This window comes from Flavobacterium sp. KACC 22758 (assembly GCF_028736135.1).
GTDB lineage: Bacteria > Bacteroidota > Bacteroidia > Flavobacteriales > Flavobacteriaceae > Flavobacterium > Flavobacterium johnsoniae.
In genome coordinates this window covers 1,710,221-1,725,424 of the sequence record NZ_CP117878.1, presented here as the reverse complement: position 1 = coordinate 1,725,424, position 15,204 = coordinate 1,710,221, and the positions used below count along the sequence as shown (strand labels likewise).

At 33.8% G+C, this 15,204-nt stretch carries 13 protein-coding genes and 2 pseudogenes; 13 read left to right on the top strand and 2 right to left on the bottom strand.

Features of this window, described 5'->3' with window-relative positions; translation table 11 throughout:
• Positions 1–69: 69 nt before the first annotated feature.
• From PQ462_RS07385 to PQ462_RS07360, 6 genes are all read left to right on the top strand, one after another.
• On the top strand, positions 70–1,020 hold the full coding sequence (locus PQ462_RS07385; protein WP_274252947.1) for a D-2-hydroxyacid dehydrogenase: 951 nt from the start codon (positions 70–72) through the stop codon (positions 1,018–1,020).
• A gap of 99 nt (positions 1,021–1,119) precedes the next feature.
• Positions 1,120–1,452, top strand: a complete 333-nt coding sequence (locus PQ462_RS07380; protein ID WP_274252946.1) for a hypothetical protein — start codon at positions 1,120–1,122, stop codon at positions 1,450–1,452.
• A 194-nt stretch (positions 1,453–1,646) separates the two neighbouring features.
• The gene (locus PQ462_RS07375; protein WP_274252945.1) at positions 1,647–2,210 is read left to right on the top strand and encodes a hypothetical protein; all 564 of its coding nucleotides are present in this window, start codon (positions 1,647–1,649) and stop codon (positions 2,208–2,210) included.
• A 179-nt stretch (positions 2,211–2,389) separates the two neighbouring features.
• Entirely contained in the window at positions 2,390–2,824 is a 435-nt protein-coding gene (locus PQ462_RS07370) for a DUF6146 family protein (protein ID WP_274252944.1), read from the top strand.
• Between the two features lie 31 nt (positions 2,825–2,855).
• Positions 2,856–3,173: a DUF6787 family protein gene (locus tag PQ462_RS07365; RefSeq protein ID WP_149207947.1), complete on the top strand. Its 318-nt coding sequence runs from the start codon at positions 2,856–2,858 to the stop codon at positions 3,171–3,173.
• Positions 3,174–3,571: 398 nt separating this feature from the next.
• Complete coding sequence (locus tag PQ462_RS07360; RefSeq protein WP_274252943.1) at positions 3,572–6,331, top strand: T9SS type A sorting domain-containing protein; 2,760 nt, start codon at positions 3,572–3,574, stop codon at positions 6,329–6,331.
• Positions 6,332–6,379: 48 nt separating this feature from the next.
• Here the strand turns inward: PQ462_RS07360 and PQ462_RS07355 are convergent, their stop codons facing one another.
• Positions 6,380–6,679, bottom strand: a complete 300-nt coding sequence (locus PQ462_RS07355) for a hypothetical protein (protein WP_012024521.1) — start codon at positions 6,677–6,679, stop codon at positions 6,380–6,382.
• A gap of 229 nt (positions 6,680–6,908) precedes the next feature.
• On the opposite strand from PQ462_RS07355, the pseudogene PQ462_RS07350 reads away from it, so the two are divergent.
• The 4 genes and pseudogenes from PQ462_RS07350 to PQ462_RS07335 form a co-directional block, all read left to right on the top strand.
• Positions 6,909–7,121: pseudogene (locus PQ462_RS07350) on the top strand (ATP-binding cassette domain-containing protein); the annotation flags it as partial.
• A 216-nt stretch (positions 7,122–7,337) separates the two neighbouring features.
• Positions 7,338–7,787 (top strand): annotated as a pseudogene (locus PQ462_RS07345) (ABC transporter ATP-binding protein); the annotation flags it as partial.
• 14 nt (positions 7,788–7,801) lie between these two features.
• A complete protein-coding gene (locus tag PQ462_RS07340; RefSeq protein WP_012024519.1) occupies positions 7,802–8,566 on the top strand; it encodes a TIGR02757 family protein in 765 nt (254 codons plus the stop codon).
• A 102-nt stretch (positions 8,567–8,668) separates the two neighbouring features.
• Positions 8,669–10,021: a DEAD/DEAH box helicase gene (locus tag PQ462_RS07335; protein ID WP_274252942.1), complete on the top strand. Its 1,353-nt coding sequence runs from the start codon at positions 8,669–8,671 to the stop codon at positions 10,019–10,021.
• Positions 10,022–10,161: 140 nt separating this feature from the next.
• On the opposite strand, the gene PQ462_RS07330 is transcribed toward PQ462_RS07335, so the two are convergent.
• Complete coding sequence (locus PQ462_RS07330) at positions 10,162–11,274, bottom strand: lactonase family protein (RefSeq protein ID WP_274252941.1); 1,113 nt, start codon at positions 11,272–11,274, stop codon at positions 10,162–10,164.
• A 253-nt stretch (positions 11,275–11,527) separates the two neighbouring features.
• Here PQ462_RS07330 and PQ462_RS07325 point away from each other — a divergent pair, with 253 nt between their 5' ends.
• The 3 genes from PQ462_RS07325 (at position 11,528) to PQ462_RS07315 (ending at position 15,183) form a co-directional block, all read left to right on the top strand.
• Positions 11,528–13,456, top strand: coding sequence for a vWA domain-containing protein (locus tag PQ462_RS07325; RefSeq protein ID WP_274252940.1), 1,929 nt, complete (start codon positions 11,528–11,530; stop codon positions 13,454–13,456).
• 145 nt (positions 13,457–13,601) lie between these two features.
• Complete coding sequence (locus PQ462_RS07320) at positions 13,602–14,852, top strand: dihydroorotase (RefSeq protein WP_274252939.1); 1,251 nt, start codon at positions 13,602–13,604, stop codon at positions 14,850–14,852.
• A gap of 4 nt (positions 14,853–14,856) precedes the next feature.
• Positions 14,857–15,183, top strand: a complete 327-nt coding sequence (locus PQ462_RS07315; RefSeq protein ID WP_012024514.1) for a membrane protein — start codon at positions 14,857–14,859, stop codon at positions 15,181–15,183.
• Positions 15,184–15,204: the final 21 nt, after the last annotated feature.

Genomic DNA, 15,204 nt, shown 5'->3' with positions numbered 1-15,204 from the left:
CGATTAAACAATTAAACGAATAAACAGTTAAACGTTTATACGATTAACCAAATAAACAATAAACACACAATGAAAGTATTAGCAAATGACGGAATTTCTAAAAGTGGAATTCTAGCCTTAGAAAAAGGCGGATTTGAAGTTATAACTACAAAAGTAGCTCAGGAACAAGTAGCTAACTTTATTAATGAAAATAATGTAGACGTAATTTTAGTGCGCAGTGCAACTAAAGTTCGTAAAGATATTATCGACTCTTGTCCTGGTATCAAAATCATCGGACGTGGTGGTGTTGGTATGGATAACATCGATGTTGATTATGCTAAAAGCAAAGGAATTCATGTAATTAACACTCCGGCTTCATCTTCAGAATCTGTTGCTGAATTGGTATTTGGACACTTATTTTCTGGTGTTCGTTTCTTGCATGATTCAAACAGAAACATGCCTCTTGAAGGAGATTCTAACTTTGACGGTTTGAAAAAAGCGTATGCAAACGGAGTTGAATTAAGAGGAAAAACTCTTGGAATTGTTGGTATTGGACGTATCGGACAAGCTACTGCAAAAATGGCGCTTGGTCTTGGTATGAAAGTTATCGCTGCTGACAGCTTTATTCCTCAAGTAGACATAAAAGTTGAATTTTTCGACGGACAGTCTATCACCACTACAATCGTTTCTCAATCTTTAGAATCTTTATTTAAAGAAGCTGATTTCATTACATTACACGTTCCTGCACAAGATGGTTACATCATTGGAGAAAAAGAACTTGCAATCATGAAAGATGGTGTTGGAATTGTAAACTGTGCTCGCGGCGGTGTTATTGATGAAGTAGCTTTAGTAAAAGCTTTAGATTCAGGAAAAGTAGCTTTCGCTGGTTTAGACGTTTTTGAAAGCGAGCCAAAACCAGAAATGGCAATCTTAATGCATTCTAAAATCTCTTTAACTCCTCACATTGGAGCTGCAACAGGAGAAGCACAAGACAGAATTGGTACTGAATTAGCTTCACAAATTATTACTTTGTTGAGTTAAATATCAAAAATCAAATAGATTTACTAAGGGGATTTACTGCAAATAAGTAGTAAATCCCTTTTCTTTTTTTATACTTTCGCGAATACTTAAAAGTATACAATGAATACAAAAAAAAACTCTAAACGCAAGTGGATTGTGGGCGTGATTCTATTTATAACTGCAATTACTTTGTTCTGCACCTCTATCTTTGGCAATGTATTTTCGCTTATTATCGAAAAAGAATATTTTATTCCTAAGCAATCTTCTATTTTCACTTTTAATGAAACAATTGGTAATGAAGGCTCAAGCGATGTCTGGAGGTATGGAGAAGATTACAGCAACTATTATTATAATCTAAGCACATTTGATAACGATGTCCTTTTTTTTCCTAAAAAAAACATTAACAATTGTCCTGGATTAATCCTGAAGATGTTACAACCTGGTGCAAAGTAAAGGTTCTAAAGTACTGAATCTTAACACTGATTTTAATTTAAGACAATATAAATTTGTTTTTGCAGAATTTCTTGAATTTATCGAACCGAGTAAGCAAAAAATAGATTACCTTTAAATGCATTTATTAGAAATTTGTAGTAAATACCTTTCTTTTTTTATTATTTTTGGCGTGTAATTTTAAACTCATATATATCATGTTTGAACAATTAACCCAATTAGTACAACAATATGGAGGCGATTCTGTTGTAAACAATACCGCTGTCCCAAATGAACATAATGAAGCCGTTATAAACGAAACCAGCAGTTCTATTTTTGAAAGCTTAAAAAAAATTGCTTCTGAAGGCGGGGGCGAACAGCTTGCCGGATTATTTCATGGAAATTCACCTATTGACAGTTCAAATCCGGTTGTACAGCAGATCACACAACAATTATCCGGAAATTTAGGAGAAAAATTTGGTTTAAGCAGTACTGCTTCATCAGGTGTAGCTTCAAGTTTAATTCCGCAGATTTTAGGCTCGCTGGTTAATAAAGCAAAAGATCCAAACGACAGCAGTTTTCAAATTTCAGATATAATCAATTCTATTTCAGGAAACAGTACGCAAGCATCTGGAATTATGGATACAATTTCAAAATATGGAGTTCAATTTGGACTTGACCAAAACAACGACGGAAAACTAGACGTTGCCGATGTTCTTGTAGTTACCAAAAGCAAAGGCGGTATTGCAGGATTTATTGGTAAATTGTTTGGAAGTAAATAAAGCAGCTAAGGTGCTGAGATTCTAAAATACTGAGTGTTCAGCCTCATTTATAAATAATTAAAAAAGCTGTTTGTAAACCAAACAGCTTTTTTGATTATATAAGCTAACCTCTTTACAAACTGTTAAATAACATTTCTCTTTCCTCAATAAATCGTAACTTTAAATCTTCAAGAAAAGTTATGAAAAAATATATTTCCATATTAATCCTTCTGCTTATTATAATTGCGTGTTCGACAACCTCGCAGACTATTGCCAGTAGTGATGCTGCTTCGGCAAAAAAAATAAACGATACGGTTAGAATTGCAAATGATTCTCTTGAATATGAAGTAATAATTATCGATAATGGCTTTAGCACCTGGCTTGCATCAAGAGCATACCCTAGAAATTATTATTCTTTGCAATACCTTGAAAATAAAAACTATTTGTACATAACAGAATGGAATAATCGTGTCTTACAGCCGCAGCGTTACAATCCAAATTTATACGAAATGTCAATAAACTACAGACCAGACATTCATTACGGATATGAAGTAAATTATCTAATTTATAATTACATGATTTATTTTCAAAATACTTACAAACAAAAGCTTTGGGGTAACGTTCCTTCAAGATAATATACTATATTTGTAATCATTACAAATAACGATGAATAGATTAAAAGAACGCTGGGGAATTACCTCAAATTTACAAGCCATTATTATACTTACCGTTTTTGCTATCACTGGATCAGCTTCTGCCTGGCTGTCTAAACCATTCTGCGTTTGGCTGGGTATTACTAAAGAAGATTTTGGAGGCTGGTTTACCTTAATTCGTTTAATAATTATTTTCCCTATTTATCAGGTTTTACTGGTTGCAATTGGAACCGTTTTTGGGCAGTTTAAATTCTTTTGGAACTTTGAAAAGAAAATGCTCAAAAATATGGGATTAGGATTTTTATTTAAAAATGATATCCCTAAAAATTAAAATCATTTTTCATTTCTAATTTCCTGTTTTTTCATTTCCTATTTCTTTTTTCGTCCCCAATTGTATACAGAATACCTTTTCACTCCTACCCTTTTCTGCTTTTCTCTCAATTTGATTTCTAAAAATAAATAAGCAAAAAATTAAGATAAAAATTACACTTTACTAAAAAACAAATGTAATTAAGTGTAAAAAACACATTTTTACAGGATAGTGCAGGATAGTTTTATTTTAAGTATTTCTAATATTTACATTACTCATAATCATAGAGTTATTTCTAAATCAACACGTAATATCTGACCAATATTACCATTTTCAGCATTTAGAAAACAAATAATTTTATGACAAAGAGTAACCTAGATTTTACTTAACTAACCTAAAACATTATGTCTAAAAGCTCTATGAAATTACGTTATGTAATGGCATTAGCCTGCATTACAATGACATTTACTGCACTTTTTGCACAAAATCCTGTAGTAAAAATTGATTTTGACCAATCCGGCCGACCAAAAGCCGAAGTCAACGAACCTGATTACACCGCTTGGGTAATAGGATCAGGAAACACCAGCACTTATACTGAAAATGGAGTAACCTTTACCGTTACGAGAGTCGGAAATAACGGAGATGCTCTGGGAACCAACTGGTATAAAGCCGGGATACAGGCACCTTATTATGCCAGATTAGTCTGCGACGGACTTACTGTAAAAGGAAACACCGCAAATCTTGGTGCTCAGATTGAACTTAGAATATCAGGACTAGCTCCAGGACAACACACTTTATTAACTTTTTTTAATGCTGTAGACAGTCCAACGACCAACACCTTTAGCCCAATTGACATTTCTATAGATGGCAGCTTAGTAGTCAATAATTTAATTCCTAGCGTAAGAGCCACAAAAACAGCCGATGCTAAATCTACCTATTTGAAATTTCAGGCTAATCAGGATACCGATGTAGTTTTCTTATTTGCTGCTGAAACTTCAGGAACTGAAAATGTAAAAAACTTTATTTTAAATGGTTTCGAATTAAATACTCCAAACATTTTTTATCAGGCAACAAATCCTTCGCCAAAACATAACGATGAGCATGTTGAATTAACTTCAAAAAATCGGGTTTTAGGATGGACAGCTGCTGCAAATGCTTTATCGCACAATGTTTATTTCGGAACAGATCCTGCAGCTGTTGAGGCCGCCACAACATCATCACCAGAATATAAAGGAAATCAAAGTTTAGCCAATACCACTTTTCAGGTTAACGGACTTTATACCGGAACAACCTATTATTGGAGAATTGACGAAGTTTTAGCAAACAATGCAGTAGAAAAAGGCAATTTATGGCGTTTTCGTCCTGCACAGCTTGCTTTTCCTGATGCAGAAGGTTACGGTCGTTTTGCACGAGGCGGAAGAGGCGGAAAGGTTGTTGTCGTAACCAATTTAAACGACAGCGGTCCGGGAAGTTTACGTGAAGCCGTAACCAATGACATTGGTCCAAGAACAATTGTATTTAGTACTTCGGGAATTATTCAGCTTACTTCACGTTTGATTTTAAGCCAGCCTTATGTTACGGTTGCCGGTCAGACTGCTCCGGGTAAAGGTATTTGTATAAAATCAGCTCCTTTTGGCGTGACCGGAAATGATGCAGTAGTTCAAAATATTCGTGTTCGTGTTGGGGGCGGCCCTACTTTTGACGGAATGGGTTTAACCGGAGCAGATCACAGTATAATAGATCACTGCTCAATAAGCTGGACAATCGACGAAGCTTTCAGTTCCCGCTCTGGCAAAAACATTACTTTGCAAAGAACTTTAATATCTGAAGCATTAAATGCCGCTGGTCATCAAAATTATCCTGCCGGAACAGAACATGGTTATGCCGCTACCATAGGAGGTGACATTGGAAGTTTTCATCATAATCTTTTAGCACACTGCTACGGCCGTAATTGGAGTTTAGGAGGCGGACTTGACGGAAGCGGTGCTTATACTGGAAAAATGGACATTACAAACAATGTTGTCTATAATTGGGGAAGCAGAACAACTGACGGCGGTACTAAAGAAGTAAATTTTGTAAACAACTATTATAAACCTGGTGCAGGATCAAAAATATTTGTAGCATTTAATCAGCAAAATGAAGGTGTAGGAACCGGAATGCAGCAATGTTATTTTAACGGTAATGTAATGCCAGGCTATTTTGATGAAAGCAGTCAGACTGCAGGAAGAAAAGCTTCCGGAATAACGGTTTCTTACGAAAATTTTGTAAACACACCGTTTTTTCCTTCTTATGTAACTACCCAATCAGCTAAAAATGCCTATAAAATTGTTCTTTCAGATGTAGGATGTGTTCAGCCTGAATTTGACGAACACGATCAAAGAATAATCTCTGAAACCTTAAACGGAACATATTCAATAAAAGGAAGCGTAACTAATAAACCCGGATTTCCGGATAATGAAGCAGATGTTGGCGGTTATGAAGATTACCCTGTAGTAAATAGAAATGAAGATTGGGACACTGATCAGGACGGACTGCCAAACTGGTGGGAAAACATCATTGGCACCAATGTAAACTCTGCCGCAGGTGATTTCTCAGATTCAAATGCCGATGCTGATCAGGACGGTTATACCAACCTTGACAATTATTTACAATGGATGTCGCTGCCTCATTACGAATCGCCAGACGGAAATAAAATTGATATTAACATACAAAAACTATCAAGAGGATTTACCAGCGGTGTTTCATACAGCATTTCAGATATAGTAAACGGAAATGCCGTATTAAATATAGATAGTGTTGCATTTACCCCATCTGCCAAAGGATTAGCTTCTTTTAACTTTACAGTAATCGATTCTGAAGGCGGTACAATGACCAGAAAAGTAAATATCCTAAGCGGGTATTCTACTTTATCTGTAAAAGAAAATAATAAAGAAACTGCCGACAGTTTTAAAGTCTGGCCGGTGCCAACTAACGGGAATTTTTCTGTTTTACTAGATAATGAAATTGAAAAAGCAGATCTTAAAATTTATGATGTTTTAGGAAAAGAAGTTCAAAAACGCAACATAAATGGAAAAACAACAGAAAATATTCATCTTCGGGAAAAAGGTGTTTATATCTTAAAAGTTTCCAATCCAAATAATAAAAAAGTACTACACGTTAAAAAAATTATAGTACAGTAAAAACAAAAAGGCCTTTTCAATTGAAAAGGCCTTTTTTATATTCAAACTCTAAAATGAGTCATTGTTTTCTCTTTGAAAAAAATAAGTATAAATCCATGTCAGGGTAAAAGAAGGAATTATATCCGTAAACGGAAGTATCTCTTCAAGAAAAGTTAAAACTCCGGCTACTTTCCCTACTCTGCCTCTATACATTTTGGCCATAATAATACCTGCAATAGGTGCCCAGATTACATCTGAAAATTCACCAAGAAGCGGAATCGAAAAAGAAATCATACCAATTCCGTCCAAAATTAAACCAATAATTAATTTTGACATTCTGTTATCTTCTACAACCTTTAAGTCCTGCATTTTAAGTCTTATTTGAGTTTATTCGAAATTAAAAATAATTCACGAAAAGTGTTTTATTTCATTATTAAATTTAATTTCTAAATTCCCATACAATAAACGTACCTTTTTTTTGAATACAGATTTCTGATTTTAAATTTAAATTCAAACAAAGCCAAAGTTTTGGAATTTAAAATATTGCAATTTGATTATAATTATAATCTTCGTTTCTTTGTAAAAACAGTTTCACTAAATGATACACGCAAAAAACATACATAAATTCTACGACAAACTTGAGGTTTTAAAAGGAGTTGATTTACATATAAAAAAAGGCGAAATTGTTTCGATTGTCGGCGCTTCCGGAGCCGGAAAAACAACTTTACTGCAAATTTTAGGAACACTTGATAAACCTGAAAGAAATCCAGGTTCATCGTTAACCATAAATGGAGAAAACATTTTAAAACTGCAGGATATTGAAAACGATAATTCAAAACAAGAAAAAACTTTTAAAATCATAACCTGGGCAGGTTCTCTTTATATCGTTATTCTGGCTGTTTATTTATTGTTTTTTAAAACTAAAATTTTCGACGATACCTTACGCATAGTAGTAGTTACTGCTTTATTTTTACCTATAATTTCAATGCTTGTTTACTATAACAGATATTTTAAAAAGAAAAGCAAGCAAGACAAAATACTATCTGATTTTAGAAATTTAAACCTCGGATTCATTTTCCAGTTTCACCAGTTACTGCCTGAATTTACTGCCTTAGAAAACGTTTGTATTCCTGCTTTTATGGCCAATAAACCAAAAGCAGAAACCGAAAAAGAAGCGAAAAAAATCTTAGAATATTTAGGCTTGTCACACCGAATAAACCATAAACCAAACGAACTTTCGGGCGGAGAACAGCAGCGTGTAGCTGTTGCAAGAGCCTTAATTAACAAACCCGATGTTATTTTTGCCGATGAGCCGTCTGGAAATCTGGATACCCATTCTGCAGAAAATTTACATCAGTTGTTTTTTCAGCTTCGTGACGAATTCGGACAAACGTTTGTAATCGTAACCCACAATGAGGAATTAGCCAATATGGCTGATAGAAAATTAATCATGGTCGACGGCCAGATTAGCAATTAAGCATTCCCTTCAAAATGAATCAAAAAGAACTCAAAGAATTTCTCGACGAGAAAGTCATACAATATAACAATCAGGATTTTATAGAAAGTGATCCTGTCCAGATTCCGCATTTATTTTCTCAAAAAGAAGACATTGAAATTGCAGGTTTTCTAAGTGCTTCAATCGCTTGGGGAAACCGCAAAATGATCATCAAGAATTCGCATAAAATGATGGAATTAATGGGCAATACGCCTTACGATTTCGTTATGTCACATTCTGAAGATAATTTAGCCGATTTAGAAACGTTTGTTCACCGTACTTTCAACGGAAAAGATTTCGGCGGATTTATAAAAGGCTTAAAGCATATTTACCAAAACCACAACGGACTTGAAGCTGTTTTTGCTAAAAATCAGGAAAAAGACAGTCTGCAGAAAAGCATCAGCGAATTCAAAAAAATATTTTTTGAAACAGATCATTTAGCCCGAACTCAAAAACACATTTCAGATCCCCTGAATAATTCGGCAGCAAAACGCATTAACATGTACCTGCGCTGGATGGTTCGACAGGACACAAAAGGAGTCGATTTGGGAATCTGGAAAAGCATTTCACCAGCAGTTTTATCATGTCCGCTTGATGTACATTCCGGAAATGTAGCAAGAAAACTGGGCATTTTAGAACGAAAACAAAACGACGCAAAAGCTTTGGCAGAATTAGACAAAAAACTACGTAAAATGGACGCTGCAGATCCTGTAAAGTATGATTTTGCTTTGTTTGGTTTAGGTGTTTTTGAAGGGTTTTAAAATTGAAAATCAAATAATTATCATTACAAATTATTAGATGATTCGAAAATTTTAGTGATCTAACCGCCATTTTAATGTACATTTGCACAAAATTTAATGCAAATGAGCACTTTCGAAAAATTCAATCTTCCAAAATCATTACAAAAAGCAGTTGACGAATTAGGGTTTGTTACGCCTACTCCTATTCAGGAAAAATCTTTTTCTGTAATCATGTCTGGACGCGATATGATGGGAATTGCACAAACCGGAACCGGTAAAACTTTTGCTTATTTACTGCCTCTTTTAAAACTATATAAGTTTACCCATACCAATACGCCAAAAATCGTAGTGCTTGTGCCAACCCGCGAATTAGTAGTTCAGGTGGTTGAAGAAGTAGAAAAGCTGACTAAATATATGTCGGTTAAAACTTTAGGTATCTATGGAGGCGTAAATATCAATACACAAAAAAAAGCCGTTTACGAAGGTGTCGACATTTTGGTTGGAACACCAGGACGTACAATGGATTTAGCACTTGATGCTGTCGTACGTTTTGATGAAACTCAAAAATTAGTAATCGACGAGTTTGACGAAATGTTGAATTTAGGTTTCAGACCACAGCTGACTGCACTTTTTGCAATGATGAAAACCAAACGTCAAAACATTCTGTTCTCGGCAACGATGACAGATGAAGTTGATGATATCTTAAATGATTATTTTGATTTCCCGGAAGAAGTAACATTAGCACCATCTGGTACACCGCTTGAAAAAATTACACAGTTTACTTATAATGTACCAAACTTCAATACAAAAGTAAATCTGCTGAAACATTTATTAGAAACCGACGAAAGCATGAATCGTATTTTGGTTTTCGTAAACAACAAAAAGATTTCGGATATGCTTTTCAATCGTATTGATGAGCTTTTTGAAGGTCAGTTTGGTGTTATTCACTCTAATAAATCTCAAAATTACCGTTTGAGCACCATGGCTGAATTTCAGGAAGGAAATCTTCGCGGTTTAATCACAACCGACGTTATGGCAAGAGGTTTGGATATTTCGAATATCACTCACGTAATTAACTTCGAACTTCCGGAAGAACCTGAATTGTATATGCACAGAATTGGTCGTACAGGTCGTGCAGATGCAACTGGAACAGCTATTAGTTTTGTTACTCCAAGAGAAGAAGAATTCAAAATTGAAACTGAACTTTTAATGGATCAGGAACTTAAAATTTCTGATTTTCCTGAAGAAGTAGAAATTTCTGAAAAATTGATTGAAGCTGAAAAAGATAAACTGCCAAGAAAGTTTTTATTGAAAAAACCTAAACTTGAAGGTGACGGTGCTTTTCACGAAAAATCTAAAAAGAATCAAAAAATTAATCTGGGCGGTCCTTCAAAAACCAAAAAGAAAACACACGGATCAGTTAATAGAAATATGCTGAAAACGAGAAATGAGAAGAAGAAAAAAAATAACAAGTAATCTTTTTAAGGTGCTGAGCTGCTAAATTACTAAGGTTCTAAGTTTTTTCATAACACTAAAAAAGGGTAAAGATTTAAAAAAAATCTTTACCCTTTTTTAGCTTAGATACTTAGTAACTTAGCATCTCAGCACCTTCAAAACTATATTTTCGTAAAAACCAATCCAACCGGCGAACACAATTGAATTCTTTTTCCTGTATCAGTAAGTTTTCCTGTTGCGATATCTCTTTTAAAAATTACAATATCGTTTGTGTATTGATGTCCCACTAAAAGATAATTTCCAGTTGGATCAATAGCAAAATCTCTTGGGCCTTTTCCTAGACTACTTTGCTGCTCTACCTTTTCAATACTTCCGTTTTTAAGAATTTTATAAACTGTAATCGAATTTGCATCTACACGATCAGAAACATATAAAAAGTTTCCGTCAGGAGAAATTTTTATCGCTGCCGCTCCCGTTCCTCCTTTAAAATCTTTTGGAAGAATACTTGTTTCTGCAATTTGCTTTAAACTTCCGGTTTTATCGTAGCTAAAAGAAGTAAGCGTTCCATCTAGTTCCTGAACCAGATAAACAAATTTCCCGTCCTTACTAAAAGTCAAATGTCTTGGACCGCTTCCAGGTTTTACATCAACACTGCTTTTTAAAGTCAGAATTTCATTTTTAGAAGCTGGATTATATTTATAAATAAAAATTTTATCCAATCCTAAATCATTTACCAAAACAAACTTTTTATCTGGAGAAAAAGTAACCATGTGTACGTGTGCTTTTTCCTGACGTGCAGCATTTGGACCTTTTCCTTCATGCTGAATCAGCTGCTGTACCTCTGAAATACTTCCGTCTGCATTCTTTTTATAAACAACAATACTTCCGCCGGAATAATTGGCTGCAATTACATTTTTATCGTCATTAATTAAATGACACGGATCTGCTCCTAAAGCATCATTTTTATTTAATAAACTAATTTTTCCCGAAGCAGAATCATAACTAAATGCACTTACAGTACTATGGCTTCCGTTTTCGTTTACAGCATAAATAAATTTATTATCTGCTGATACTGATAAATAACTTGGGCTTACCACATTCTCTGAAGATTTCTTCAATTTAAAATCACCAGATGAAGCATCAAATTCGTAAACGTAAATTCCGTTGCTCTGGCATGTATTGGTGTAGGTTCCAACCAACAGGTTAAATTTATTCTGCGCTTTTGCTGTTGTGAAAGCAAAAGCAGAAAATAATACAAGATATATTTTTTTCATAGTTTGTTTTTTTGAATAGCTAAAATACACATTAAAATCTTTTAGAAATAGTTTCTTTGTTACAAAAGAAATTACAAAAGTTACATTTCTGCACTTTTTTTCAACGTACAAGTTATATAAACCTATTTTAATTTCATTCTAAACTTTCCTTACTCTCTTATATAAACTTATATGGTTTAAATAATTTTTAATTTGTATTTTTGACCTGCATCTTCGCGAAAAATAAAACGTAGCGAAGTAAATCGAAGCCAGAATGCACTTTAAACACCCCGAAATTCTATACTTTCTGTTTTTATTGATTGTACCAATTTTGGTTCATTTATTTCAATTACGACGTTTTAAAACTTCTTATTTTACAAATGTTCGTTTCTTAAAAGAACTTGCAATACAAACCCGTAAAAGTTCTAAAATCAAAAAACGTTTATTGCTTGCCACTCGTATTTTACTGCTTACTTGTGCTATAATCGCTTTTGCACAGCCATTTTTTGAGGCGAAAGACAGCAAAAATGCCTCAAACGAAATGTACATTATTTTAGACAATTCGTTCAGCATGCAGGCAAAAGGCAAAAAAGGAGAATTATTAAAACGCGCCGTTCAGGAATTATTGGAAAACACACCAGAAACTGCTCAGTTTTCATTACTTACAAATACCGAAAACTACTGGAATACAGACATTAAATCAATAAAAAGTTCCTTACAGAATTTAAAGTACAGCGCCACGCCATTTGAACTTTCGTCGATTATGGCAAAAGTAAAAGCGCACAAATCTGCATATAATAAAGATATTGTAATTATTTCGGATGCTGTTGGCTTAACTGAAAATGATATTAAAAACATTGATACTGGAGAAAAACCTTATTTCATAATTTCCGAAGCTGAGCAAAAAAACAATGTGTCTATTGACAGCGTTTACATTAATCAGACTTTAGAAAATTTCTACGAAATTGGCGTTGATTTATCAGGTTACGGAGAAGATTTCAAACCCATTTCTACAGCATTATACAATCAAAACAAACTGATTGCCAAAACAATCATCAATTTTGATACAAAGAAAAAGAAAATCAGCTTCACGATTCCAAAAGAAGCTTTTCATGGTTATGTTTCAATAGAAGACAATGGTTTGACTTACGATAATAAATTGTTTTTCAGCATTTCTAAAAACAAAAAAACAAATGTAATCAGCATTGGCGAACCCGAAAAAAGTAATTTCTTATCAAGAATTTATACTTCTGCCGAATTCAATTACAATAATTACTCTATCAGCTCTCTGGATTATAACAGTTTAGAGAAACAAAATACGATAATCTTAAACGAATTAGCTGAAATTCCACAGGCTTTGCAGACCACTTTAAAAGCATTTGTATCAAAAGGCGGTAATTTAGTTGTAATTCCTTCTGAAAAAACTTCAGTTTCAAATCTAAATTCGTTTTTAGGGAATTTTGGAAAAGTTCAGTTTAACAACTTAAAAACAGAAAGTAAACTCATTACCAAAATTAATTTTGATCATCCGTTATTTTCTGGTGTTTTCGAAAATAAAATCACAAATTTTCAATATCCAAAAACAAACAGTTCATTTGATATTTCAAGCCCATATCCGGCTGTTTTATCTTATGAAGATCAAAGTGCATTTGTAACGGCAGTTCAAAATCCTACGGCTGGAATTACAGTTTTTTCGGCTCCTATAAATGCCTCAAATTCAAATTTTCAGCAATCGCCTCTAATTGTACCGTTGTTTTATAAAATAGCACAGCACAATCAAAAAACAGGTGTAAATGCCTTAACAATTGGAAATAACCAGCCTTATTTTGTGGATGTCTTATTGACTAAAGATGCTATTTTGGAAGTAAAAGGAACTGAAGATTCGTTTATTCCGATTCAGCAGATTTTGAATAACAAAGTCAAATTAACGTTTAATGATTTCCCTGAAACAGCTGGAAATTACAGCATTTTTGATAAAAAAGAATGGGTTGAAAATTTGAGTTTCAATTATAAAAGAACCGAAAGTGATTTGAGTAAAGTAAACACAAATGTAGTTTCTGACTTTAAAACTGCGGATACGATTTCGACCATTTTTAACACCTTACAAACTGAGCGTACCGACAGTCAAATTTGGAAATGGTTTGTTATCTTTGCACTGTTATTTTTAGCATTAGAAATGGCAATTATAAAATTTGTAAAATAATTTTTTCACCATTAAGACATTAAAAAAATTAAGCTTTTCCTTTATTAACTTAATTTCTTCATGGTTCAAAAAAATTAAGCACTAATATTTTAAAAATAATTTTACTTTTTACAGAAATCATTTTACGACAAAAAAATATCTACATATGAAAATAATCATCAAAAGCGCCAAAATTATCGACTCAAAAAGTCCGTTTCACAACCAGACCGTTGATCTTTTAATTGCAGATGGTTTAATAGAAAAAATAGGAGTTTCTCTTCCGGATGATGGTGCCGAAATAGTTCGATTTGATGATCTGTATGTTTCTCAGGGATGGTTTGACAGCAGTGTTTCTCTTGGAGAACCTGGTTACGAAGACAGAGAAACCATTGCAAACGGGCTAACCGTTGCCGCAAAAAGCGGTTTTACAGCAATTGGTTTACAGCCAAACTCCTTACCTGTTATCGACAACCAGTCGCAGGTAAGTTTTGTAAAAAACAAAGGAAATGGTTTTGCGACAGAAATTTTCCCAATTGGAGCTTTAACTAAAGCAAGCGAAGGAAAAGATATGGCAGAACTTTTTGATATGAAAAACGCCGGCGCAATCGCTTTTGGAGATTATAACAAAAGTATCGACAACGCTAATATCTTAAAGATCGCTTTGCAGTATGTACAAGATTTTGACGGATTGGTAATTGCTTATTCGCAAGATCCGAATATTAAAGGAAACGGCGTTGCAAACGAAGGAATCGTTTCGACAAGATTAGGTTTAAAAGGAATTCCAAATCTAGCCGAAGAACTGCAAATTTCAAGAAACTTATTTTTATTAGAATATACAGGCGGAAAGCTTCATATTCCAACTATTTCAACAGCAAAATCGCTAGAATTAATTAGAGAAGCAAAAGCTAAAGGCTTAAATGTAACAGCAAGTGCATCTGTACATCATTTAGTTTTAACCGATGAAAAACTAGACGGTTTTGATACTCGTTTTAAAGTTACGCCGCCGTTAAGAACTGAGGTTGACAGACAGGCATTACTAAACGGAATCGCCGATGGAACTATCGATATGATTACTTCTGACCACAACCCAATTGATATTGAATTCAAAAAAATGGAATTTGATACGGCCAAAAACGGAACAATTGGTTTAGAAAGTGCTTTTGGAGCATTATTAACCGTTTTACCAGTTGAAACTATAGTTGCAAAACTAACTGCAGCAAGAACGGTTTTTGGTCTTGAAAATCATACTATTCAAGAAGGAGCAAAAGCAAATATCACTTTATTTACAACCGAAGGTAAGTCAACTTTTACGAAAGAAAATATTCTTTCAAAATCTAAAAATTCTGCTTTTTTAGGAACTGAACTTAAAGGTTCTGTTTACGGAATTTTAAATCAAAATCAACTTGTTACAAAATAATACAATGAACAATACAATCGAAGAGGGAAAATCAATCGCTATTACCAGTTATATTTTAATTATTGGTGTTTTGATTGCAATGTCTATGAATTCTGAAAACAAAAACAGTTTTGCGTCTTTTCATATACGCCAGGCTTTGGGTTTATCACTGACTTTTATTTCTTTTGGAGCGATCATCAGCAACTTTGACAGCTTTTACATTACTTTTCCAATGTGGATCTGTATTTCGATTCTATGGACATATGGGATTTTCAGCGCAATTCAAGGCCAGATGAGACCAATTCCTTTAGTTGGAAATGTATTTCAAAAATGGTTTAAATCTATTGGGTAAAATTTAAAATTCACAATTTAC

What these genes read in the sequence shown, in the direction of transcription:
- PQ462_RS07370 (WP_274252944.1), top strand. Translation starts at nt 2,390, where the DNA reads ATGAAAAAATATATTTCCATATTAATCCTTCTGCTTATTATAATTGCG.
- PQ462_RS07340 (WP_012024519.1), top strand. Translation starts at nt 7,802, where the DNA reads ATGAATCAAAAAGAACTCAAAGAATTTCTCGACGAGAAAGTCATACAA.
- PQ462_RS07380 (WP_274252946.1), top strand. Translation starts at nt 1,120, where the DNA reads ATGAATACAAAAAAAAACTCTAAACGCAAGTGGATTGTGGGCGTGATT.
- PQ462_RS07355 (WP_012024521.1), bottom strand. Translation starts at nt 6,679, where the DNA reads ATGCAGGACTTAAAGGTTGTAGAAGATAACAGAATGTCAAAATTAATT.
- PQ462_RS07330 (WP_274252941.1), bottom strand. Translation starts at nt 11,274, where the DNA reads ATGAAAAAAATATATCTTGTATTATTTTCTGCTTTTGCTTTCACAACA.
- PQ462_RS07375 (WP_274252945.1), top strand. Translation starts at nt 1,647, where the DNA reads ATGTTTGAACAATTAACCCAATTAGTACAACAATATGGAGGCGATTCT.
- PQ462_RS07320 (WP_274252939.1), top strand. Translation starts at nt 13,602, where the DNA reads ATGAAAATAATCATCAAAAGCGCCAAAATTATCGACTCAAAAAGTCCG.
- PQ462_RS07360 (WP_274252943.1), top strand. Translation starts at nt 3,572, where the DNA reads ATGAAATTACGTTATGTAATGGCATTAGCCTGCATTACAATGACATTT.
- PQ462_RS07365 (WP_149207947.1), top strand. Translation starts at nt 2,856, where the DNA reads ATGAATAGATTAAAAGAACGCTGGGGAATTACCTCAAATTTACAAGCC.
- PQ462_RS07335 (WP_274252942.1), top strand. Translation starts at nt 8,669, where the DNA reads ATGAGCACTTTCGAAAAATTCAATCTTCCAAAATCATTACAAAAAGCA.
- PQ462_RS07385 (WP_274252947.1), top strand. Translation starts at nt 70, where the DNA reads ATGAAAGTATTAGCAAATGACGGAATTTCTAAAAGTGGAATTCTAGCC.
- PQ462_RS07325 (WP_274252940.1), top strand. Translation starts at nt 11,528, where the DNA reads ATGCACTTTAAACACCCCGAAATTCTATACTTTCTGTTTTTATTGATT.
- PQ462_RS07315 (WP_012024514.1), top strand. Translation starts at nt 14,857, where the DNA reads ATGAACAATACAATCGAAGAGGGAAAATCAATCGCTATTACCAGTTAT.